The 23,054-nt window shown below is 62.6% G+C and carries 19 protein-coding genes; 8 read left to right on the top strand and 11 right to left on the bottom strand.

Translation table 11 applies throughout. From position 1 onward, the window contains the following. Positions 1 to 18: 18 nt before the first annotated feature. Together LIY36_RS13135 and LIY36_RS13130 are read right to left on the bottom strand one after the other, a co-directional pair. Entirely contained in the window at positions 19 to 1,188 is a 1,170-nt protein-coding gene (locus tag LIY36_RS13135) for a DUF418 domain-containing protein (RefSeq protein WP_226455908.1), read from the bottom strand. Positions 1,189 to 1,190: 2 nt separating this feature from the next. Next, positions 1,191 to 1,787: a TetR/AcrR family transcriptional regulator gene (locus tag LIY36_RS13130; RefSeq protein WP_226455907.1), complete on the bottom strand. Its 597-nt coding sequence runs from the start codon at positions 1,785 to 1,787 to the stop codon at positions 1,191 to 1,193. 257 nt (positions 1,788 to 2,044) lie between these two features. Between LIY36_RS13130 and LIY36_RS13125 the strand changes: the two genes are divergently transcribed. Continuing rightward, positions 2,045 to 2,230 carry a hypothetical protein gene (locus LIY36_RS13125; protein ID WP_105520645.1) on the top strand — a complete coding sequence of 62 codons (186 nt, stop codon included), beginning with the start codon at positions 2,045 to 2,047 and terminating at the stop codon, positions 2,228 to 2,230. Positions 2,231 to 2,278: 48 nt separating this feature from the next. On the opposite strand, the gene LIY36_RS13120 is transcribed toward LIY36_RS13125, so the two are convergent. The 9 genes from LIY36_RS13120 to LIY36_RS13080 form a co-directional block, all read right to left on the bottom strand. Beyond that, the gene (locus LIY36_RS13120) at positions 2,279 to 3,904 is read right to left on the bottom strand and encodes a glucan biosynthesis protein D (protein ID WP_192297267.1); all 1,626 of its coding nucleotides are present in this window, start codon (positions 3,902 to 3,904) and stop codon (positions 2,279 to 2,281) included. Between the two features lie 355 nt (positions 3,905 to 4,259). Beyond that, entirely contained in the window at positions 4,260 to 6,122 is a 1,863-nt protein-coding gene (locus LIY36_RS13115) for an NAD(P)-binding protein (protein WP_226455906.1), read from the bottom strand. Positions 6,123 to 6,295: 173 nt separating this feature from the next. Next, positions 6,296 to 7,720 (bottom strand): gamma-aminobutyraldehyde dehydrogenase, encoded by a 1,425-nt coding sequence (locus LIY36_RS13110; RefSeq protein ID WP_226455905.1) that lies wholly within the window; start codon positions 7,718 to 7,720, stop codon positions 6,296 to 6,298. A gap of 77 nt (positions 7,721 to 7,797) precedes the next feature. After that, positions 7,798 to 8,607, bottom strand: a complete 810-nt coding sequence (locus LIY36_RS13105; RefSeq protein WP_016977919.1) for an ABC transporter permease — start codon at positions 8,605 to 8,607, stop codon at positions 7,798 to 7,800. Further along, a complete protein-coding gene (locus tag LIY36_RS13100; RefSeq protein WP_192297264.1) occupies positions 8,597 to 9,526 on the bottom strand; it encodes an ABC transporter permease in 930 nt (309 codons plus the stop codon). Before LIY36_RS13100 ends, LIY36_RS13105 begins: the two co-directional genes overlap by 11 nt. 1 nt (position 9,527) lies before the next feature. Further along, complete coding sequence (locus tag LIY36_RS13095; RefSeq protein ID WP_226455904.1) at positions 9,528 to 10,562, bottom strand: ABC transporter ATP-binding protein; 1,035 nt, start codon at positions 10,560 to 10,562, stop codon at positions 9,528 to 9,530. Between the two features lie 220 nt (positions 10,563 to 10,782). Continuing rightward, a complete protein-coding gene (ydcS, locus tag LIY36_RS13090) occupies positions 10,783 to 11,934 on the bottom strand; it encodes a putative ABC transporter substrate-binding protein YdcS (protein ID WP_226455903.1) in 1,152 nt (383 codons plus the stop codon). 73 nt (positions 11,935 to 12,007) lie between these two features. Then, positions 12,008 to 13,465 (bottom strand): gamma-aminobutyraldehyde dehydrogenase, encoded by a 1,458-nt coding sequence (locus LIY36_RS13085; protein WP_226455902.1) that lies wholly within the window; start codon positions 13,463 to 13,465, stop codon positions 12,008 to 12,010. A gap of 132 nt (positions 13,466 to 13,597) precedes the next feature. After that, a complete protein-coding gene (locus tag LIY36_RS13080) occupies positions 13,598 to 14,509 on the bottom strand; it encodes a LysR family transcriptional regulator (RefSeq protein ID WP_071488759.1) in 912 nt (303 codons plus the stop codon). A gap of 167 nt (positions 14,510 to 14,676) precedes the next feature. On the opposite strand from LIY36_RS13080, the gene LIY36_RS13075 reads away from it, so the two are divergent. From LIY36_RS13075 to LIY36_RS13045, 7 genes are all read left to right on the top strand, one after another. Continuing rightward, the gene (locus LIY36_RS13075; protein ID WP_226455901.1) at positions 14,677 to 15,384 is read left to right on the top strand and encodes a tellurite resistance TerB family protein; all 708 of its coding nucleotides are present in this window, start codon (positions 14,677 to 14,679) and stop codon (positions 15,382 to 15,384) included. A 280-nt stretch (positions 15,385 to 15,664) separates the two neighbouring features. Then, complete coding sequence (locus LIY36_RS13070) at positions 15,665 to 17,287, top strand: methyl-accepting chemotaxis protein (RefSeq protein WP_226455900.1); 1,623 nt, start codon at positions 15,665 to 15,667, stop codon at positions 17,285 to 17,287. Next, positions 17,287 to 17,799 carry a chemotaxis protein CheW gene (locus LIY36_RS13065; RefSeq protein WP_226455899.1) on the top strand — a complete coding sequence of 171 codons (513 nt, stop codon included), beginning with the start codon at positions 17,287 to 17,289 and terminating at the stop codon, positions 17,797 to 17,799. Before LIY36_RS13070 ends, LIY36_RS13065 begins: the two co-directional genes overlap by 1 nt. Continuing rightward, a complete protein-coding gene (locus LIY36_RS13060; protein ID WP_226455898.1) occupies positions 17,796 to 19,055 on the top strand; it encodes a CheR family methyltransferase in 1,260 nt (419 codons plus the stop codon). The genes LIY36_RS13065 and LIY36_RS13060 overlap by 4 nt, the downstream gene beginning before the upstream one ends. After that, positions 19,052 to 19,753, top strand: coding sequence for a chemotaxis protein CheW (locus tag LIY36_RS13055; RefSeq protein WP_226455897.1), 702 nt, complete (start codon positions 19,052 to 19,054; stop codon positions 19,751 to 19,753). The genes LIY36_RS13060 and LIY36_RS13055 overlap by 4 nt, the downstream gene beginning before the upstream one ends. After that, positions 19,750 to 22,038: a hybrid sensor histidine kinase/response regulator gene (locus LIY36_RS13050; protein WP_226455896.1), complete on the top strand. Its 2,289-nt coding sequence runs from the start codon at positions 19,750 to 19,752 to the stop codon at positions 22,036 to 22,038. The genes LIY36_RS13055 and LIY36_RS13050 overlap by 4 nt, the downstream gene beginning before the upstream one ends. Beyond that, positions 22,035 to 23,045: a chemotaxis response regulator protein-glutamate methylesterase gene (locus tag LIY36_RS13045; protein WP_226455895.1), complete on the top strand. Its 1,011-nt coding sequence runs from the start codon at positions 22,035 to 22,037 to the stop codon at positions 23,043 to 23,045. Before LIY36_RS13050 ends, LIY36_RS13045 begins: the two co-directional genes overlap by 4 nt. Positions 23,046 to 23,054 lie beyond the last annotated feature (9 nt).

Below are 23,054 nucleotides of genomic sequence, written 5' to 3'. Positions count from 1 at the left end.
CCGCAACAGGTGGGTTTTTTACAGGCTGCGCCGCCAGCTTGGCCACGCCCACAAGGTGGCCGCCCGCAGCAACCATTCCAACGGCCCGTAGGGATGACTGCGCAGCCAGCGTGCGCTGCACCACCGTTGCAAGGCAAAGATCCCCAGCACCATGGGCAGCATCAGCAGCGGTTCGAGCCGGTTGATCAAGCCTGCGCCATAACCGCTGAACAGCACCCCCAACAGCGCCGATTGCAGCAGGTAGTTACTCAGGGCCATCTTGCCCATGGGCGCCAACCACTGGCATAAGCGGGCGCCGGCGGCAGTGCTGAACAGTGCCAGCATCGACATCGCATAGGCCGCGCTCAACAGCGGTGCGGTGAGTTGGCCGAGGCCAAAGGCGAAGGTTTCGAGGCCGCCGCCGGGTGCATAGGCGGCGCTCACGGCATAGATCAGCGCACCCGGCAGGCCCACGGCAAGTGTGATGAGCAGCAGGCGCCGCAGGTGCGGTTCCCAGCGATAAGGTGTGACCAGTAACTGGTTGCGCCCAGCGGCATAACCGAAGAAGAACATCGCCAGGGCGCTCGGCCCTTGCAGCAGCCATAACGCCTGCACGGTCTGCCACAGGTGAGCACTGTGAAAGCGCAAGGTCTCCAGGGCACTGCCGCTGAATGCCGCGAGTTTGGTCGAGGCCTCACTGCTCGAGGTCGCGCTGAAGTCGCCGGCCAGCGCTTGCAGCACGCCGAGCGCCATCCATGCCGAACAGGCAACCGTTACCAGGCCGACGCCCCAGCGACATGCCGTGGCCGGCGACAGATTGCGCGCCGCCAGCAGCACCAGGCCAAGCAATGCGTAGGTGGACAGAATTTCACCATAGTAGAGCAGGGCGCCGTGGGCGACGCCCAGGGCCAGCAACGCCAGTTGCCGGCGCACCATACGCGGTACAAACGCCGCCTCGGCGCGTTCGGCGGCGGCCATCTGCAAGGTAAAGCTGTAGCCGAACAGAAAGGAAAACAGCAGGTAGAACTTGGTTTCGAACAGCAGTGAAATCCCCAGGCGCACCCAGTGATCGGCCGTACTCGCGTAGTCGGGATTGCTGAGGGGCGAGGCGTAGTAAGGGTCGGCAAATGCACAAATGTTCACCACCAGGATGCCCAGCAGCGCAAAACCGCGCAACGCGTCGACGTGTATCAGGCGTGTCGGCGTCATGTTCAACGGCCTTGCAGCAGGTGCACCACCAAGCCGCGCAGCACGTCAGTCTGTTGGTCTGGGTGGAAGTCCGCATCGGCCGCCACCCGGGCAAACATGCCATCGATCAGGGTAACCACCCAACTGGCCGCCTCCGGCGCGGTCAACGAGGTATGCAGTTGCCCGGCGTTCTCGGCGGCCTTGATCAGCGCCTCCAAGCCTTCGCGCAGGTAGCGGTCGTTGGCCTTCATCAAGTGTGCGACGGCCTCATCGCGGTGGCCCAATGCCGAGATTTCCAAGGCCAGGCCCGCGTAATGGCGGTCGCAGGCCAATTCACAGGTGTAGTCCACAAACGCCAGCAGTGCGGCCATCGGATCTGCGGCGGCAGCCAAGGGCGCCATGCCTTGTTTGATCTGCTCGCCTTCGCGGGCCACCAGTGCCAACAGCAGCTCGTGTTTACTTGCGAAATAGTGGAACAGGTTGCCGGCGCTCATCCCGGCGGCGGTGCAGATGTCGGCCGTGCGCGTGGCGACAAAGCCGGCTTCGGCAAAACAGCGCGAAGCGGCATCGAGCAGGGCCATGCGTTTGTTTTCACGTTGTTGCGGATCGACGGTACGCATGCTCGCCTCATTGATTAATTGAGTGGTCACTCAATTAAATGGCGAGTAGGAAAAATCTGCAAGCTTTTTGCTCAAAACCAATTATTTAAGTGATTACTCTAAAAAAGTCGCACGCTTGGCGAGATCGTTTCTACGCTTAGGGTACGTCTGATTTCTGGCCCAGGGAGTCAGTCGGTTCGCTCACTGAGGCATTGCGCTTCACGGGAGGCAGGTGATGGGCATCAGGAACAGTTGATTGAAATCAGGAGTAGTAGTCCATGGCCAAGTCCTATGGGGTTGCGGGTGCGGTTGCGTTTTTTCTGACCCGCAGAGTGTCGTTGCGGGGTCGAAGGTTGAGCTCGGATGAGGCCGAATTGCTGGCGCAGTACCGCGCCCTGACCGAGAACGATCAAGTGGCGATGCGGTATCTGATTGGGGCAATGAAAAGTGTGTCGCGCTTTTAGATCCAACGTGTGGCGAGGGAGCAGGCTCTCTCGCCACAGCTCAGTTGATCAGGTGTACTTGCGCTGCTCCGGCGCCGGTGGGAAGTACTGGTACAGCCAGGTTTCACTCAGGGTGCGGTCCTGGGTGCGGATGAACAGGCGCAGTTCCACCGGGTCCACACTGTCGCTGGTCGGGTACCAGTCGAACAGGATGCGGTAGCCCTTGATGTTATCCAGCACCAGTACGCTGAAATCCTTCACCTCACCGTGGGAGCAGGTCACTACCGGCTCGATCCCGGTGCCCGGTGGCAGGCGATCGAGGCCGCCGCCCTTGAAGTCCACGGCAAAACGGCGCGCCCACACCGGCGGGTAATGCTCGCCCGGTGCCCAGCCCTCGGTGAAGCCACCCATGCCGGAACGGGTCGCGTCGACCTGGGCCAACGGCGTACTCACCGGGGGCAGGGCGCTCCAGTACAGCTTGTAGCCGTAGTTGAGGGAGTCGCCGGCGGCCACGGGCTTTTTCGGGGTCCAGAAGGCCACGATGTTATCCAGGGTTTCGCCGGTGGTAGGAATTTCCAACAGGTCGATAGAGCCTTCGCCCCACGCGGTGGTCGGTTCGACCCACAGGCTCGGCCGCTTGCTGTACCAGTCCACGGTGTCCTGGTAGCTGGCGAACTCATGGTCGGTCTGCACCAGGCCGAAGCCTTTCGGGTCTTTGTCGGCGAACGCGTTGAATTGCAGTTTGGCCGGGTTGTTCAGCGGGCGGCAGATCCACTCGCCATTGCCGCGCCACATCGCCAGGCGATCCGAATCGTGGATCTGCGGGTGGATGGTGTCGCACATGCGGCGCTCATGGGTGCCACAGCTGAACATGCTGGTCATCGGTGCGATGCCCAGTTGTTCGATGGTGGTACGTGCATTGATGTGGGCATCGATGGCCATAACCACCTGGTTGGCCTGGCAGTCGATGTCGAAGCGGTAGGCGCCGGTGGCGCTTGGTGAGTCGAGCAGGGCGTAGACCACGAAGCGGGTGGCGTCCTTGTCCGGGGTTTCGAACCAGAACTGGGTGAAGTCGGGGAACTCTTCGCGCTTTTTCGCGTAGGTATCGATCGCCAGGCCGCGTGCGGAAAGGCCGTACTGGCCGGTGGAATCCACCGCGCGGAAGTAGCTGGCGCCGAGGAAGGACAGCACGTCATGGCGATCCAGCTCCGGGGCCTTGAACAGCTTGAAGCCTGAGAAACCCAGGTCGCCGGTCAATTGCTTGGTGTCGACCGTGGTTTTTTCGTAGTTGAACAGCGAAGGGCGGAAATGCACCTCGCGCGCCTCACGGGTCTTGGGGTCGACGCTGTGCATGCGCACCGGCGTCTTGAAACCCATGCCGACGTGGAAAAACTGCACGTCCAACTGGCCGTTCAATTCCTTCCACAGCGAATGCTTGCCGTCGTAGCCGATGGCGTTGAAATTCTGCGGGGTCATGCTCGCCAGGGTCGGCGGCAGCACCTGCTTGGTGTCTTTATAGGCGGTTCCAGCGAGCTGCTTGGCCTGGGTCTTGAGCGTATCGAAATCGAACGCCACGGCCTTGCCATCGGCGGCACGGTTCCCGGCCCAGGCCTGGGCGGCCAGCAGGCCGCTGGCCGACAAACCGGTGTAAGCCGCAATGGCCATGGACGCTTTGAGCAAATTCCTGCGGTGCATAGAGACAACCTGTCGTGAGCAAATCCCGCGCCGTTCCTGGCACGTAGCGGATCAGAAATTACGGTTCGGACATGCCTTCGGCCAAACGCAACGGACAATAAACAGACGCCGGATAGCTTAAGCGGTTCGCAGGTGTAGGAAAATTGATTGATAGCGGGGTGATGGCATTGCAAGTGCGACAAGACATTTCCGGGGGCTTGGATGATCACTCAACTCAAGAATGATGAAGATCCAATGTGGGAGCGGGCTTGCTCGCGAAGACGGTACATCAGACACACATGTGTTGACTGACACACCACTTTCGCGAGCAAGCCCGCTCCCACATTGGGTTCTGCGTTGGCCGTCAGGTCACATTTCAGCTCACTTCACCCACCGCTCTGTAAGCCTCATCAATCGCCGCATGGGCATACGCACTCCACGCCGCATCCGAGTTGGCGATGCTCACATGCCCCACCGGCTTGCGTGCCAGCTTCATCCACGCTTCGCTCTCATCGGCGTCATCGAACAAGCTGTTGGAGAAGCTCGCATAACCATGTGACCAACGATTGACAGTGATCGCCAGAATGTCGGTCTCGTGGTTGAACCCACCCGAGCCGAGCATGCGTTGCAACTGGTCACGCAACTGCGCCTCCAGTTGTTCGAACGTCTGCCCGTACAACCGGCCGCGACCGGCGCGGGCCTGGTCGCGGGCGTTCATGCCGCTGTTGGGGCTGGTGGGCACGTACACCATGTGCAGGCCGATCGGCTGCGTCGGGTCGCGCGGGTGGTCGTAGCCGCCCATGCTCACCGGGTAGTCCAGCTTGATCCGGCTGTAAGGCTGGGTCGCCGCGTAAATCTCGTGCACCCCCAGCTTCTGGAACGACTGCCAGTTGCGGATCACCACCTTGGTGTACACCAGCGGGTATTTCACGTTCTGGCTCAGGGCATGGGCTTGTGCGGCCGGCAGGTCTTTGAGCAGGTACGGAATCATCATGTTGTAGCAGGCCAGGATGCAGCGCTTGCCCCGCACCTGTGCGAGTTGTCCGCCACGGCTGTAGCCGATATGCACGCCATCACCGACGTTGCGCACGCTGACTGCCGTGCTGTTCAGGCGCAGCCGCACGGCGGATGTTGGCTGGTCGAGCCTGGCGTAGTCAAACGGCGCCAGCACGATATCGTCCATGGTGTGCCCTGGCGCCACGCCCGGGATCAGGCTGCGCACCAGCAGGCGCGCCACCGACGCGTTGCCATCGGGGAAGTGGTAGATGTAGGGCTCTTCCATTTCTGCCGCCGCTTCTTCGCTGATCGGCGCCAGGTTCATCCCGGCAAAACCCGGGAACCCCACGTTGTAGGCATCAGCAGCCGCCACGGCATCAATGCTCAGGGCCATGAAGTCATTGGTGCGGCTCTGGAAATATTTCACTGCCGCTTGCGACAAACCGACGTTCTTGAGCAGGAAATCGCGGTAACTGGTGGCGGCCAGGTAGTCGGCCTTTTCTTTGCCACTCTTGCCTGGCAGGTAATCCTTGGGGGCGGTGTGTAATTCGATCAGCGCCTGGCGATCTGCCTGGGGCAGGGGGAAGTCGTTGATGAAATCGCCGATGGAGCGCGCATTCAAGCGGTCCGGCGCAATATCGTCGGCCACCATCGGCGTTGGGTCGCCGGTCACCAGTTTGTCTTCGCCGAAGTTTTCCTTGTCGAAAAACACCCCGCGCGACAGGCCCAGGTCGGGGTAGAACTGACGGTCAAACGCCGTTTCGAAGCGCTTGATATTCACCCCGAGTTTTTTCAACAACCCGTTCACTTCTTTGCTGTACAGGTGGTTGGGCGACTGGAACGCCTCGCTGCCGCCGTAACCGATGATCATGCGTCCGCCTGCCTGGAACTCATTGCGCTTGGCATGGCCGCCGAAGTCGTCGTGGTTTTCCAGGATCAGGATCTTCGCCTTGGGGTGCTTCTCGCGGTAGAACCACGCCGCCGCCAAACCGCTCAAGCCGCCGCCGACCACCACCAGGTCATAGCGCTCGGTGATCGGCAGCTTGTCGGTGTCGAAGGCCTTCTTTTCCCAGCCCATCTGGTGCGCCACTTCGAACGAGCCGACATGGCTACCACGCAGGCCGGTGAGGGCGGGTGGGTAGTAGCGGCCATCGGGCGCGGCTTGCAGGATTTGCAGCGGGGTCATGCCGGCGGCAAGGGTGATGGCGACGCCGTTGAGGAAGTCGCGGCGGGTGATGTCCATGGGGATAACCTGAGTTTTTATTGTTATGAGAGGGATCTTGGGTGAGCTCGGCTTTTTGTGGGAGCGGGCTTGCTCGCGAAAGCGGTGGGTCAGCTAGGCATATATTGGCTGACACACCGCCTTCGCGAGCAAGCCCGCTCCCACACTAGCCGGCGTCCACAGGAGAAAAAGCGTCAGTGCTTGAACATCACATGCCGCACAGTGGTGTAGTCCTCTAGCCCGTACATGGACATGTCCTTGCCATAGCCCGACAGTTTCTGACCGCCATGGGGCATTTCGCTGACCAGCATAAAGTGGGTATTCACCCAGGTGCAGCCGTACTGCAAACGTGCGGCCAAACGGTGGGCGCGTCCTACATCGGCGGTCCATACGGATGAGGCCAAGCCGTAGTCCGAATCGTTGGCCCAGCCCAGCACCTGGGCTTCGTCGGTGAATTTGGTCACCGAGACCACCGGCCCGAACACCTCGCGGCGCACGATCTCGTCATCTTGCTGGGCATCGGCCAAGACGGTCGGTTCGAAGAAGTAGCCGTTGCCTTCCACGGCTTTACCGCCCGTGACCAGGCGGATATGCGGCTGCGCCACCGCGCGCTCGACAAACCCGGCCACGCGGTCACGGTGTTGCGCGGTGATCAGCGGGCCCAGTTCGGTGGCCGGATCATCCTGCAAGCCGTACTTGATGCTGGCGACCGCCGCGCCGAGTTTCTCGACAAACGCGTCGTAGATGTCCGCTTGCGCATAGATCCGGCAGGCGGCGGTGCAATCCTGTCCGGCGTTGTAGAAACCGAAGGTGCGAATGCCTTCCACGGCGGCGTCGATGTCCGCATCGTTGAAGATGATCACCGGCGCCTTGCCGCCCAGTTCCATGTGCATGCGCTTCACGCTGTCGGCGGTGCTGGCGATGATATTTGCGCCGGTGGCGATGGAGCCGGTCAGTGACACCATGCGTACTTTCGGGTGGCTCACCAGCGGGCTTCCCACCGTTGGCCCACGACCAAACACCAGGTTGAGTACGCCCGCAGGGAAAATTTCAGCGGCCAGTTCGACCATGCGCAACGCGGTCAGCGGGGTTTGTTCCGATGGCTTGAGCACCACGGTATTACCCGCGGCGAGGGCCGGGGCGATTTTCCAGGCGACCATCATCAACGGGTAGTTCCACGGTGCGATGGAGGCGATCACGCCCACCGGGTCGCGGCGGATCATCGAGGTGTGGCCGGGCAGGTATTCGCCACCGGCCGAACCGCTCATGCAACGGCTGGCGCCGGCAAAGAAGCGGAACACGTCGGCAATCGCCGGGATCTCATCGTTCAGCGTGGCGCTGTAGGGTTTGCCGCAGTTGTCCGATTCCAGCTTGGCCAGTTCTTCGCCATGGGCTTCGATGGCGTCCGCCAGTTTCAGCAGCAGCAGCGAGCGATCCTTCGGTGCAGTTTGCGACCAACTTTCGAAAGCCGCATCGGCCGCACGCACGGCAGCGTCGACCTGGGCTTCACTGGCTTCGTTGATTTCCACCAGCACACGGCCGAGTGCCGGGTTGAAGATGGCCTGGGTCGGGCCTTCGCCTGCGACCAGTTGGCCGTTGATCAAGAGTTTGGTTTGCATGCTTCTGTCCTCCAAAAACTATTCATATTTCCCTGAAAGAACCGGCCCTAAATGTGGGGGCGCATTCCTCCAGTCAGTTATTTACCGCCACTCCCCGCCACGCTTTCACCACCGCGCGTCAGGTAATAGGCACCCAGAATCGGGAACATCGTCACCAGCATCACCAGCATCGCCACCACGTTGGTCACCGGCACATCCCGTGGCCGGCTCAACTGGTTGAGCAACCACAACGGCAAGGTGCGTTCGTGGCCGGCGGTGAAGGTGGTGACGATGATTTCGTCAAACGACAGCGCAAACGCGAGCATGCCGCCGGCCAGCAGCGCCGAGCCGAGGTTGGGCATGATGATGTAGCGGAAGGTCTGCCAGCCGTCGGCGCCGAGGTCCATCGACGCTTCGATCAGGCTGTGGGACGTGCGGCGCAAGCGGGCGATGACGTTGTTGTAGACGATCACCACGCAGAAGGTCGCGTGGCCGACAATGATGGTGAACATCCCAGGCTCGATGCCCAGGGTCTTGAACGTCGCCAGCAGGGCGATACCGGTGATGATCCCCGGCAGCGCAATCGGCAGGATCAGCATCAGCGACACGCCTTGCTTGCCGAAGAACTCCCGGCGATACAACGCCGCTGAAGCCAGCGTGCCGAGCACCATGGCGATCAGGGTGGCGATGGCGGCAATCTGCAGCGACAGCTTGATCGCCTCCAGCACGTCCGGCCGGGCAAAGGCCACGCTGAACCACTTCAGGGTGAAACCCTGGGGCGGAAAGCTGAACGCCGCTTCTTCGGTGTTGAAGGCGTAGAGGAAGATGATCAGGATCGGGAAATGGAGAAAAACCAGGCCACCCCAAGCGGCGATCTTCAGACCGATGGAAGATTTTTCAGAGTGCATCGAAGGCCCCCAGGCGTTTGACGATGGACAGGTACACCGCAATCAACACGATCGGCACCAGGGTGAACGCCGCGGCCATGGGCATGTTGCCAATGGCACCTTGCTGGGCGTAGACCATGCCGCCGACGAAGTAGCCCGGCGGGCCCACCAGTTGCGGCACGATGAAGTCGCCGAGGGTCAGCGAGAACGTGAAGATCGAACCGGCGGCAATCCCCGGCACCGACAGCGGCAGAATCACTTGCATAAAGGTCTGGCGCGGCTTGGCGCCCAGGTCGGCGGAGGCTTGCAGCAATGATGGCGGCAGGCGCTCCAGCGAGGCCTGGATCGGCAGGATCATGAACGGCAGCCAGATGTAGACAAACACCATGAAGCGCCCCAGGTGCGAGGTGCTCAAAGTGCTGCCACCCACGCCGGGAATGCCCAGCACGAACTGCAACAGCGGCTCCAGCCCCAGGTGCTGCACGAACCACTGCGCCACGCCGCCCTTGGCCAGCAGCAAGGTCCAGGCATACGCCTTGACGATGTAGCTGGCCCACATCGGCATCATCACCGCGATGTAGAAAAACGCCTTGGTCTTGCCGGTGGTGTAGCGCGCCATGTAGTAGGCAATCGGGAAGGCGACGATGGCACTGGCGATCGACACCACGATCGCCATGCTCAAGGTGCGCAGGATGATGTCGAAGTTCGATGGCTGGAACAGTGCGGCGAAGTTGGCCAGGGTCAGGTCGGGCGTGACCGCCATGGTGAAGTCGTCGAAGGTGTAGAAACCTTGCCAGAGCAGGGTCAGCAGCGAGCCGAGGTAGATCGCGCCGAACCAGATCAGCGGCGGTATCAGCAGCATCGCCAGGTACAAATTGGGCTTGCGGTACAGCAGGTTGGAAAACCTGCGCATCGGCGGTTGGGACAGGGCCAGGTTCATCTCACACCTCGCCTGCGGTTTCGGTCAGCGGCGTCATGGCTTCACGGGCCCAGCGCGCGGTGATCGACTGGCCGACCTGATGGCCGCTGCTGATGTCCAGCCACTGGTTGTTGGCCTGGCTGATATTCAAGGCTTGGCCGTTTTCGAGTTTCAGCTCGTAGCGGGTGGCGCTGCCCTGATACTGGATGTCATGCAGCAAACCGCTGATCTCCACCTCACCGGCACCCAGCGGGCCTTCGGCAAAACGTACGTGTTCCGGGCGGATCGAAAAGGGTTGGGCGTTGCCGCTGATGCGTTGGGCCAGTTCGCCGCGAATCACATTGGAGGTGCCGACGAACTCCGCGACAAACGCCGTGGCCGGCTTCATGTAGAGGTTGCGTGGGGTGTCGACCTGTTCGATGCGGCCTTTGTTGAACACCGCCACACGGTCGGACATCGACAGCGCTTCGGTCTGGTCGTGGGTCACGAAGATAAAGGTGATGCCGAGCTGGCGTTGCAGTTTCTTCAGCTCGCTTTGCATCTGCTCGCGCAGCTTGAGGTCGAGGGCGCCCAGTGGTTCATCGAGCAGCAATACCCGTGGGCGATTGACCAGTGCACGGGCCAGGGCCACGCGTTGGCGCTGGCCGCCGGACAGTTGCACCGGCTTGCGCTCGCCATAACCGCCGAGGGCGACCATGCCCAAGGCTTCCTCGGCACGGTTCAGGCGCTCGGTCTTGCCCACGCCCTTGACCTTGAGACCATAGGCCACGTTGTCGCGCACATTCATATGGGGGAACAGCGCGTAATCCTGGAACACGGTGTTCACGTCGCGCTGATACGGCGGCAAGCCGGCGGCCTCCTCGCCATGGATGCGGATCGAGCCTGCGCTCGGTTGCTCGAACCCGGCGATCAGGCGCAGGCAGGTGGTCTTGCCCGAGCCGGAAGGGCCGAGCATGGAAAAGAACTCGCCGTCCTGGATGTCGATGGAAACCCGGTCAACGGCCTTCACTTCGCCGAACTGACGGGAAACGTGGGTGAATTGGACTGCAAGTGTCATGGTGCGGTGCTCCAAAAAGACACGGGTCGTCGCAGCGGCCCGGCCTGGACTTCTGAAATATCAATGCGGTACTGAATCTGGCTCGGTCCAAATGTGGGAGCGGGCTTACTCGCGAATGCGGTGGGTCAGTTATGGATGGGTTGGCTGACACACCGCATTCGCGAGCAAGCCCGCTCCCACACAAGCCCGTTCCACATGGGTCCTGTGTTATCTGGAGGGCTTAGCGGCCGCCCATGATCGCAATGTAGTCCTGGGTCCAGCGGCTATACGGCACGAACTTGCCGCCTTCAGCCTGCGGAGTTTTCCAGAAGGCGATCTTGTCGAACTGATCGAAGCCATTGGTCTTGCAGCCTTCGGCGCCGAGCAGTTCACTTTCCTTACACGCTGCAGGTACAGCCGGCAGCGAGCCGAACCAGGCCGCCACATCACCCTGCACCTTCGGTTGCAACGACCAATCCATCCACTTGTAGGCGCAGTTCGGGTGCTTGGCCTCGCTGTGCAACATGGTGGTGTCGGCCCAGCCGGTGGCGCCTTCCTTGGGGATGGTCGAGGCAATCGGCTGTTTCTCGTTTTGCAGGCCGTTGACCTGGTACGGCCAGGCGCTGGAGGCCACCACGCCTTCGTTCTTGAAGTCACTCATTTGCACGGTGGTGTCGTGCCAGTAGCGGTGGATCAACGGTTGCTGGGCGCGCAACAGGTCGAGCACGGCCTTGTACTGGGGTTCGGTCAGCTCGTAGGGGTTCTGGATGCCCAGTTCGGGCTTGGTCGACTTGAGGTACAGCGCCGCGTCGGCGATGTAGATCGGGCCGTCATAGGCCTGCACGCGCCCCTTGTTCGGCTTGCCGTCCGGCAGGTTCTGCGCGTCGAACAACACGTTCCAACTGGTGGGCGCGGTCTTGAATACGTTTGTGTTGTACATCAACACGTTCGGGCCCCACTGGTACGGGGTGCCAAAGGTTTGCTGGCCGACCACATACCACGGCGCATCCTTGAGGCGCGGGTCGATGTTCTTCCAATTGGGAATCAACGCGGTGTTGATCGGCTGAACGCGCTTGCCAACGATCAGACGCAGCGACGCATCGCCCGAGGCGGTGACCAGGTCGTAGCCGCCCTTGGCCATCAGGCTGACCATTTCGTCAGAAGTGGCAGCGGTTTTCACGTTGACCTTGCAGCCGGTTTCCTTCTCGAAGCCTGTGACCCAGTCGTAGGCCTTGTCGCTTTCGCCACGCTCGATATAGCCGGGCCAGGCGACTATATCCAGCTGGCCTTCACCAGCGCCTACGGCCTTGAGCGGTTCGGCGGCCTGCAGGCTGGCGCTGGCCAGCAGCGCGGTGGCCAGGGCACTGAGCAGTGCGGTCTTGTGCGCGGACATGGGGGTTCCCTCTTCTTTAATTATGGTCGGGGCAGTTTTTTGCAGCCGGTGACGCATGAGCTTAGTTGTTGTTTTAAAGATGCTGGCCGTGGCGCGCCATGATGTGGCGCACCACGCTGTAGTCCTGTAGCGAATCGCTGGACAGATCCTTGCCATACCCCGAACGCTTCAAGCCGCCGTGGGGCATTTCGCTGACCAGCATGAAATGGCTGTTGATCCAGGTGCAGCCGTATTGCAGGCGCGCCGCCACCTGCATGGCCTTGTCCAGGTTCTGGGTCCAGACCGAGGAGGCCAGGCCGTATTCGGAGTCGTTGGCCCAGTCCACCGCCTGTTCCAGTTCTTCGAAGCGGGTCACGGTGACCACCGGGCCGAACACTTCACGCTGCACGATTTCATCACTTTGTTTACAGCCGGCAAGCAAGGTCGGCTGGTAATAGAAACCCGCGCCGGAATGCACGGCGGCACCGGTTACACGCTCGATGTGCGGTTGACCCAGGGCGCGCTCGACAAAACTGGCCACGCGATCGCGCTGGCGTGTGCTGATCAGCGGGCCGAGTTCGTTGTCGGCGTCGCGCTTGCCGGCGAAGCGCAGGCTGCTGACCGCGGCGCCCAGTTCGGCGACCAGTTTGTCGTGGATCCCGGCCTGGGCGTAGATGCGGCAGGCGGCGGTGCAGTCCTGGCCGGCATTGTAGTAACCATAGGCGCGCACGCCCTCGACCACGGCTTGCAGGTCGGCGTCGTTGCATACGATCACCGGGGCCTTGCCACCCAATTCCAGGTGCGTGCGTTTCAGGGTTTTTGACGCGGCTTGCAGGATTTTCTGCCCGGTGACGATGTCGCCGGTCAGCGAGACCATGCGGACTTTGGCGTGGCTGACCAAATGGCTCCCGACGCCTTCACCACCGCCACACACAATGTTGATCACCCCGCGTGGCAGCCATTGGCCGAGGGCTGGGGCCAGGGCCAGGATCGACAGCGGCGTGTGTTCCGACGGCTTGAACACCAGGGTATTGCCGGCGGCCAGGGCCGGGGCGATTTTCCACGCGGCCATCATCAGCGGGTAGTTCCACGGTGCAATCGACGCGACAACGCCGATCGGGTCGCGGCGCACCATGCTGGTGTAGCCCGGCAGGTACTCGCCGCTGAGCTGGCCGGTCTGGCAACGCACGGCACCGGCAAAGAAGCGGAACACATCGATGGTGGCGCTCAAGTCATCCTGGCGCGCCAGGTGCAAGGGCTTGCCGCAGTTCAGGGATTCCAGGCGGGCCAGGTAGTCGGCTTGTTTCTCGATGGCATCGGCAATGCCGAGCAAAATGTTCGAACGTTGTTGCGGCGTGGTGCGCGACCAACCGGCAAAGGCGCGGTGGGCCGCGAGGATCGCGCTTTCGACCTGCTCGGTGCTGGCCTCGGCGATCTGGGTGAGCACTTCGCCGGTGGCCGGGTTGAGGATCGGTTCGACAAAGCCCTGGCCCTGGACCAGTTCGCCGTCGATCAGCAACGCAGTGAGCAGCGGGGTGGGCGCGCCGGACATTTTTCGCGATCTCTTTTCTTGTGTGGCCATGGGCGTTCTCTTACGAGGGCCTGACCTTTCTCTTATGGATGTACAGAGACTAGAGGTCAGGCACGAGGTCAACAAATACTAAATACTGAATGCAGCATTCGATTAAATAGATGGCTTGCGTGGGTGCGGCTGTTCGCGGGCGACCGTCAGGAACGGGTCCACCAGCGCCGGGCGTGCGGTGCCACGGCGCCAGGCCAGGCCCACATCGAGGGTCTGGCTGAGGTCGGCAATCGGCCGCGCTTCGATGATGTCGCCCTCCAGTGACCAGGGGCGGTAGGTCATGTCCGGCTGGATCGACACGCCCAGGCCCGCGGCCACCAGGCTGCGCACGGCCTCGGTGGAGGCCGTGCGCAGGGTTACCCGCGGCTGCAGGCCGGCGCTGGTCCACAGGCGCTGGGCGTTGTGGCCCATTTCGTCGACGTTCAGTTGGATCAGCGGTTCGCGCGCTACGTCGGCGAGGTTGATGCTGTCGTGTTCCAGCAGGGGGTGCTGCGCCGGCAGCCATAGGCGGTGCGGCGAGTGGGTCAGCACTTCGGTCTGCAGGGCGTGGCGGTCTTCGAGGTTGGAGAGGATCAGCACGCCCACGTCGATTTCACCGCTGACCAGCAAATGTTCGATATATGGGCGCTCGTCCTCCATCACGCGGATTTCCACGTTGGGGTAGGCACGCTGGAAACGTGTGAGCAGGTCCGCCAGGTAATAGCCGGCCACCAGGCTGGTCACGCCGATGATCAACTGCCCGGCCACCTGGTCGGTACTCTGTTGCAGGCTGCGCTTGGCGTTATCGACGGTTGCGAGGATCAGGTGGGCCTGGCGCAGGAATTGATGGCCCTGGTGAGTCAGGGTCATGCCCTTGGCGTGGCGATTGAACAGGTTGACGCCGATTTCCTGCTCCAGTTGCTGGATAGCGAGGGTCAGGGTCGATTGGGAAATAAACGCGGTCTGTGCGGCGGCCGAGATCGAGCCGGTCTCGGCCACGGCGATAAAGTGCCGGATTTGACGCAAGGTCATCATGCTGGAATTACCAGTGGGGTGTTTTTATAGATTTACCCGAGTGTATATCGGTTTTAGCGAAGGGTAGCCGCGTTACATCTGGAAGCACTCTAGATCGGGGGTTTTTGGCACTTAGTTTTACGCTGGTGGCCTATTGGTCCTACGAACCCAGTGTCTGGAGGCTACGAATGAATACCCGTGGATTGCTCGATCAACTGCTCAAGTCTGGCCAGGACATGCTGCAAAACAAGGCCGGTGGGCAGCGTAAATCAGACGAAAAGGGCGCATTGGGCGGCCTGCTCGGCGGCGCAGGTCTGGGCAGCCTGTTGGGCGGTGCGGGCGGCGGCGCCCTGGCGGCGGGCGCCATGGGCCTGTTGCTGGGCAATAAAAAGGCGCGCAAGTTCGGCGGCAAGGCCCTGACCTACGGCGGCCTGGCTGCATTGGGTGTGATTGCCTACAAAGCCTATGGCAACTGGCAGGCGCAACAGGCCAATGCGCCAAAGGGCGAGCCACAGACCGTCGACCGCCTGCCCCCGGCCCAGATCGAGCAGCACAGCCAGGCCATCCTCAAGGCACTGGTGGCGGCGGCCAAGGCCGATGGCCACGTCGATGAGCGCGAGCGCGCGCTGATCGAAGGCGAGTTCACCAAGCTGGACAACGACCGCGAGCTGCAGGGCTGGCTGCACGCCGAGCTCAACAAACCCCTGGACCCGGCCGACGTGGCCCGTGCCGCAGGCACCCCTGAGATGGCTGCCGAGATGTATATCGCCAGCGTGATGCTGGTGGACGAGGAAAACTTTATGGAAAAGGCCTATCTGGATGAATTGGCCCGTCAGCTCAAGCTAGAGCCTGGCTTGAAGGCCGAGCTGGAAAAACAGGTGCGCCTGAGCCAATAACTCCCTGCAAAACACCGATTAAACTGTGGGAGCGGGCTTGCTCGCGAATGCGCTGTTTCAGTCACTGAATGTGCTGACTGATCCACCGCCTTCGCGAGCAAGCCCGCTCCCACATTTTTTTCCGCGTCAGGCTTTGTTCCGAGGGAGGGCGGCCCCCGCCGTTATTGATTGCCCGGGTAGTTTTTGGATTATGTGAGCATTCCAGCAAAACCCGTTGATTAATGAGGGCTTCTGCTCAGCTATACTCCCCTCCATTTGAATGGCCCTTCGAGGAATTACTGTGAAGAACTGGACCCTGCGCCAACGGATCTTGGCAAGTTTTGCGGTCATTATCGCCATCATGCTGTTAATGGTTGTGGTCTCTTATTCACGGTTGCTCAAGATCGAAACCAGCGAAGTCGCGGTGCGTGACGACGCGGTGCCGGGGGTCTATCTCAGTTCGATGATCCGCAGCGCCTGGGTCGACAGTTACCTGCAAACCCTGGAATTGCTTGGCCTGCGCGCCGACAAGCAGCTGAGCGACGCCGACCGGGCCGAGTTCAAGTCCTATGAAGGGCGCGTCTTGCAGGAACTGCGCAATTACGAAAAAACCATCGCCACCACTGAAGATCGGGTCGAGTTCGACAGATTCGAAGCCCTGCACCAGGCCTATAACAAGAGCCTGGCCACAGTGCTCGACAGCCTGCAGCGCGGTGACCAGGTGGGCGCCCGCAAAGAGTTCGATGCCCAGCTCACGCCGACCTGGACCGCAGGCCGCATGAAGCTCAACGACATCATCACCCAAAACAAAGACGTCGCCGACCGTGCGACCAATGCCATCGATGACGCGGTATCGGCGGCGAAAATCAGCATGTTCCTGTCCCTCGTCGTGGCGATCCTGGCCGCCGGCCTGTGCGGTCTGTTGCTGATGCGCGCGATCATGGCGCCGATGCAGCGCATCGTCGAAATCCTCGGCACCATGCGCGACGGCGACCTGAGCAAGCGCCTGAACCTGGAGCGCAAGGACGAATTCAACGCCGTCGAAACCGGCTTCAACGACATGATGACCGAACTCACGGCCCTGGTTTCCCAGGCCCAACGCTCGTCGGTACAGGTCACGACCTCGGTCACCGAGATTGCCGCCACGTCCAAGCAGCAACAGGCCACCGCCACTGAAACCGCGGCGACCACCACCGAGATCGGCGCCACTTCCCGTGAGATCGCGGCCACTTCCAAGGACCTGGTCCGCACCATGACCGAAGTTTCCACCGCCGCCGACCAGGCTTCGGTGGCCGCCGGTTCCGGCCAGCAAGGCCTGGCGCGCATGGAAGAAACCATGCACTCGGTCATGGGCGCCGCCGATCTGGTCAACGCCAAGCTGGCGATCCTCAATGAGAAGGCCGGCAACATCAACCAAGTGGTGGTGACCATCGTCAAGGTCGCCGACCAGACCAACCTGCTATCCCTCAACGCTGCCATCGAGGCCGAGAAGGCCGGTGAATACGGGCGCGGGTTTGCCGTGGTCGCCACCGAAGTGCGGCGCCTGGCCGACCAGACCGCCGTGGCCACCTACGACATCGAGCAGATGGTGCGCGAGATCCAGTCGGCGGTGTCCGCCGGGGTGATGGGCATGGACAAATTCTCCGAAGAAGTGCGTCGCGGCATGTTTGAAGTGCAGCAAGTCGGCGAGCAGCTGTCGCAGATCATCCACCAGGTACAGGCCTTGGCGCCGCGGGTGTTGATGGTCAACGAAGGCATGCAGGCCCAGGCCACCGGCGCCGAGCAGATCAACCACGCGCTGGTGCAGTTGGGAGATGCCAGCAGCCAGACCGTCGAGTCCCTGCGCCAGGCCAGCTTTGCCATTGATGAACTGAGCCAGGTTGCGGTGGGTCTGCGCAGCGGCGTGTCGCGTTTCAAAGTCTGATGAGCGACCTCGCGGCTAAACGCGGCGCCGTCCCGGCAGCGAAAAAGGCGTTGTTCCTGGTGTTCCACATCGGCAGCGAACGCTACGCCCTCAAGGCCACGGAAGTGGCCGAGGTGCTGCCGCGTCTGCCGCTCAAACCCATCGCCCATGCGCCGGCGTGGGTTGCCGGGATCTTTGCCCATCGTGGTGCGTTGGTGCCGGTGATCGACCTGAGTGCGTTGACCTTTGGCTGCGCGGCCCAGGCCCGTACCAGCACGCGGCTGGTGCTGGTCAATTACCAGCCCGTGCCCGAGGTTGCGCCGCGCTGGCTGGGGTTGATCCTGGAGCAAGCCACCGGCACCTTGCGCTGCGATCCCGCTGAGTTCCAGCCCTATGGCCTGGACAATCACCAGGCGCCGTACCTCGGGCCGGTGCGGGAAGATCCCCAGGGCCTGATGCAGTGGATTGGCGTCGACGACCTGCTGACCGACGACGTGCGCGCCTTGCTGTTCTCTGCCGAGTCGAGCCTATGAGCAGCGACCAAAGGGTGTTCAACTTCCTCAAGGAACGCATCGGCCTGGACGTCGCGTCCGTCGGCGAAGCGATCATCGAGCGCGCCGTGCGCCAACGCAGCCAGGCTGTGCAGGCGCAGACGGCGGATGATTACTGGCAGCACCTGCAACGCTCCCATGATGAGCAGCAGGCGCTGATCGAAGCGGTGATCGTCCCCGAAACCTGGTTTTTCCGTTACCCCGAATCCTTTGCCACCCTGGCCCGCCTGGCCAAGGCGCGCCTGGCCGAGATCAAGCAGATGCGCGCCTTGCGTATCCTCAGCCTGCCGTGTTCCACCGGCGAAGAACCCTATTCGATTGCCATGGCCTTGCTTGATGCCGGCCTTGCACCGCACCAGTTCAAGGTGCTCGGCCTGGACGTCAGCCCGCTGTCGGTGGAGCGCGCGCGACGCGGGGTGTATGGCAAGAATTCGTTTCGGGGTGCCGATATAGGCTTTCGTGACCGGCACTTCAACGAGTCCGCCGACGGCTTTCATATCCGCGAGCGCGTGCGTGAGCAGGTGCGCCTGCAAGTCGGCAACCTGCTCGACCCGACGCTGCTGGCGAATGAGGCGAGCTACGATTTTGTGTTCTGCCGCAACCTGCTGATCTACTTCGACCAGCCGACCCAGAAGCAAGTCTTCGATGTGCTCAAGGAGCTGACCCACGTCGACGGGGTGCTGTTCATCGGCCCCGCCGAAGGTAGCCTGCTGGGGCGTCACGGCATGAAGTCGATTGGTGTGCCGCAGTCCTTTGCGTTCAGTCGACATGCCGAACCGCTCAAGCCCGAACCGGTGTTCGCGCCGATTCCAGCGCCGCCACCGCTGCGCACGGCAGCTTCGCAGCCGGTCAAGCCGCGCCCGTTCAGCACGGTCAGTGCCCAGGTGGTGCCGATCAAGACGTCGCCGTCCGATGCGGGCGATTTGCTCAGCCAGATCGCCACCCTGGCCAACGAAGGCAAAAGCGCCGAGGCCCGCGCCGCGTGCGAGCGCTATTTGAGCAATCACCCGCCGGCCGCCCAGGTGTTCTACTGGCTGGGCCTGCTCAGCGATGTGGCCGGCAGTGCCCTGCAAGCCCAGGGGTTTTACCGCAAGGCCTTGTACCTGGAACCGCAGCACCCGCAGGCGCTGATGCACCTGGCCGCGTTGCTTGAGTCCCAGGGCGACAGTGCGGGGGCGCGCCGTTTGCAGGCGCGTGCCGCGCGTAGCGAGCGAGCTGAGAGTGAGTCCAAACGATGAGTAACACCGAAGCGCTCGATACCGCCGGCCTGGATCTGACCCTGGCCGACACCCAAGCCATCGACGATTGCTGGAACCGTATCGGTATCCATGGCGACAAATCCTGCCCGCTGCTGGTGGACCATATCCATTGCCGCAACTGCGCGGTGTATTCCGCGGCGGCCACGCGCTTGCTCGACCGTTACGCGTTGCAGCAGGACGATCATCGCCCACGGGCGGCCGTCGAAGTCGGCGAAGAGGTGGTCACCCGCTCGCTGCTGATGTTCCGCCTCGGCGAGGAATGGCTGGGCATCGCCACCCGCTGCCTGGTGGAAGTCGCCCCGTTGCAACCGATCCACTCCCTGCCGCACCAACGCTCGCGTGCGCTGCTCGGCGTGGCGAATGTGCGCGGTGCGCTGGTGGCGTGCCTGTCGCTGGTGGAACTGCTCGGCCTGGATGCCACCGGTAATGGCGCGAGCGGCGGGCGGATCATGCCGCGCATGTTGATCATCGCCGCGCAGGACGGCCCGGTGGTGGTGCCGGTGGATGAAGTCGACGGCATTCATGCCATCGATGAGCGCACTTTGAAGGCGGCGTCGGCCTCCGGCACCCAGGCCAGCGCGCGTTACACCCAGGGTGTGTTGCAGTGGAAAGGCCGTAGCCTGCGGTGGCTGGACGAGGCGCAATTGTTGTCTGCCGTGACCCGGAGCCTCACATGACCCCCGACCAGATGCGCGACGCGTCGCTGCTGGAACTGTTCAGCCTGGAAGCCGATGCCCAGACCCAGGTATTGAGCGCGGGCCTGCTGGCCCTGGAACGCAACCCGACCCAGGCCGACCAGCTCGAAGCCTGCATGCGCGCCGCCCATTCGCTCAAGGGCGCGGCGCGGATTGTCGGGGTGGACGCCGGGGTCAGCGTGTCCCACGTGATGGAAGACTGCCTGGTCAGCGCCCAGGAAAGCCGCCTGTACCTGCAACCCGAACACATCGACGCCTTGCTGCAAGGCACCGACCTGCTGATGCGCATCGCCACTCCGGGCAACACCGTGGGCCCGGCGGACATTGAAGCGTATGTGACATTGATGGAGCGCTTGATCGATCCGTCCCAGGCGCCCGTCAAGGCCTCGCCGCCGCCAGCACCGCCTGCGCCAGAGCCCTTGGCGGCTGCGGTTGTCGAAGAGCTGCCCGTCGAGCCCGAGCCCGCGCCGCCCATGAGCGCTGAGCTGCCGCGTCACAATCGACGCATGATCGAAGGCGGCGAGCGTGTATTGCGCGTGACCGCCGAACGCTTGAACAGCCTGCTCGACCTGTCGAGTAAGTCCCTGGTGGAAACCCAGCGGCTCAAGCCTTATCTGTCCAGCATGCAGCGCCTCAAGCGTATCCAAAGCCAGAGCGTGCGCGCCCTGGACACCCTGGATGGCCAGCTCAAGACCCTGGGCCTGAACCTCGAAGCCCAGGAAGCCCTGGCCGACACTCGCCGCCTGCTGAGCGAAGCCCAGGCCCTGCTGGCGGAAAAAACCGCCGAGCTGGATGAGTTCGGCTGGCAGGCCGGGCAGCGCGCCCAGGTGCTCTACGACACCGCACTGGCCTGTCGCATGCGCCCGTTTGCCGACGTGCTGGCGGGCCAGGTGCGTATGGTCCGCGACCTCGGCCGCAGCCTGGGCAAGCAAGTGCGCCTGGAGATCGAGGGTGAAAAGACCCAGGTCGACCGCGACGTACTGGAAAAGCTCGAAGCGCCGCTGACCCATTTATTGCGCAACGCCGTCGACCACGGCATCGAAATGCCCGAACAACGCCTGCTGGCGGGCAAGCCGGCGGAAGGCTTGATCCGCCTGCGCGCCTCGCACCAGGCCGGGTTGCTGGTGCTTGAACTGAGCGACGACGGCGCCGGTGTCGACCTGGAGCGCTTGCGCGGCACCATCGTCGATCGGCATTTGTCGCCGCTGGAAACCGCCCTGCGCCTGAGCGAAGAGGAATTGCTGACGTTCCTGTTCCTGCCGGGGTTCAGCCTGCGCGACAAGGTCACCGAAGTGTCCGGGCGTGGCGTCGGCCTCGATGCGGTGCAGCACATGGTGCGCCAACTGCGCGGTGCGGTGGAGCTGGAGCAAACGGCGGGGCAGGGCAGTCGTTTCCATCTTGAGGTACCGCTGACCCTGTCGGTGGTGCGCAGCCTGGTGGTGGAAGTCGGCGAGGAAGCCTATGCGTTCCCACTGGCGCATATCGAACGCATGTGCGACCTGGCGCCCGAGGACATCGTGCAACTGGAAGGCCGCCAGCACTTCTGGCACGAGGGCCGCCATGTCGGCCTGGTCGCCGCCAGCCAGCTGTTGCAGCGCCCTGCGGGGCAGAATCCGGCGGATACGTTGAAGGTCGTGGTGATCCGCGAGCGCGATGCGGTGTACGGGATTGCCGTGGAGCGCTTTATCGGCGAACGCACCCTGGTGGTGTTGCCGCTGGATGATCGCCTGGGCAAGGTCCAGGATATTTCCGCCGGCGCCTTGCTCGATGATGGCTCGGTGGTGCTGATCGTCGATGTCGAAGACATGCTGCGCTCGGTGGACAAGTTGCTCAATACCGGCCGCCTGGAGCGTATCGCCCGGCGCAGCCAGCAGGCCACCGAAGCGCCGCGCAAGCGTGTGCTGGTGGTGGACGACTCGCTCACCGTACGTGAGCTGCAACGCAAATTGCTGTTGAACCGTGGGTATGAAGTCGCCGTGGCGGTGGATGGCATGGATGGTTGGAATGCCCTGCGTTCGGAAGAGTTCGACCTGTTGATCACTGATATTGATATGCCTCGCATGGACGGTATTGAATTGGTCACATTGTTGCGTCGTGATAGTCGCCTGCAATCGCTGCCGGTGATGGTGGTGTCGTACAAGGATCGCGAAGAAGACCGACGGCGTGGCCTCGATGCCGGCGCCGACTATTATTTGGCCAAGGCCAGTTTCCATGACGACGCCCTGCTCGACGCCGTAGTCGAGCTGATTGGAGGGGCGCGGGCATGAGGATTGGGATCGTCAATGACATGCCCCTGGCCGTGGAGGCCTTGCGCCGTGCCCTGAGTTTCGAGCCTGCGCATCAGGTGGTGTGGGTGGCCAGCAATGGCCTGGAAGCGGTGCAGCGCTGCGCTGAAGTAACCCCGGACCTGATCCTGATGGACCTGATCATGCCGGTCATGGACGGCGTGGAGGCGACGCGCCAGATCATGGCCGAGACCCCATGCGCCATCGTGATTGTCACCGTGGACCGCCAGGCCAACGTCAGCCGCGTGTTCGAAGCCATGGGCCATGGCGCCCTGGATGTGGTCGATACGCCGGCGCTCGGCGTGGGCAATCCCAAGGACGCGGCGGCGCCGTTGCTGCGCAAGATCCTCAATATCGGCTGGCTGATCGGCCAGCGCGGCAGCCGCGTGCGCGCCGAGACCACAGCCCCGCGCAGCCCCGGCAAACGCGAGAGCCTGGTGGCGATTGGTTCGTCAGCGGGTGGGCCGGCTGCCCTGGAAATCCTGCTCAAGGGCTTGCCCCGGGACTTTTCCGCGGCCATCGTACTGGTGCAGCATGTGGACCAGGTGTTCGCCGCCGGCATGGCCGAATGGTTGAGCAGCGCCTCGGGCCTGCCGGTGCGCCTGGCCCGCGAAGGCGAGCCGCCGCAAAGTGGCGTGGTGTTGCTGGCCGGCACCAACCACCATATCCGCCTGTTGAAAAACGGCACCCTGGCCTACACCGCCGAGCCGGTGAACGAGATTTACCGGCCGTCCATCGATGTGTTCTTCGAGAGCGTTGCCAGCCACTGGAACGGCGACGCGGTCGGTGTATTGCTGACCGGCATGGGCCGGGACGGTGCCCAGGGTCTCAAACTCATGCGTGAACAAGGATATTTGACCATCGCCCAGGATCAGCAGAGCTGTGCGGTGTATGGCATGCCCAAAGCGGCGGCGGCGATTGATGCTGCTGTTGAAATTCGCCCACTGGATAGAATTGCGCCCCGACTGCTGGAGGTCTTTGCAAAGTGAACATGACCT

The organism is Pseudomonas sp. AF03-9, assembly GCF_020515815.1.
Lineage (GTDB): Bacteria > Pseudomonadota > Gammaproteobacteria > Pseudomonadales > Pseudomonadaceae > Aquipseudomonas.
This window is presented reverse-complemented; position numbering and strand designations above follow the sequence as displayed.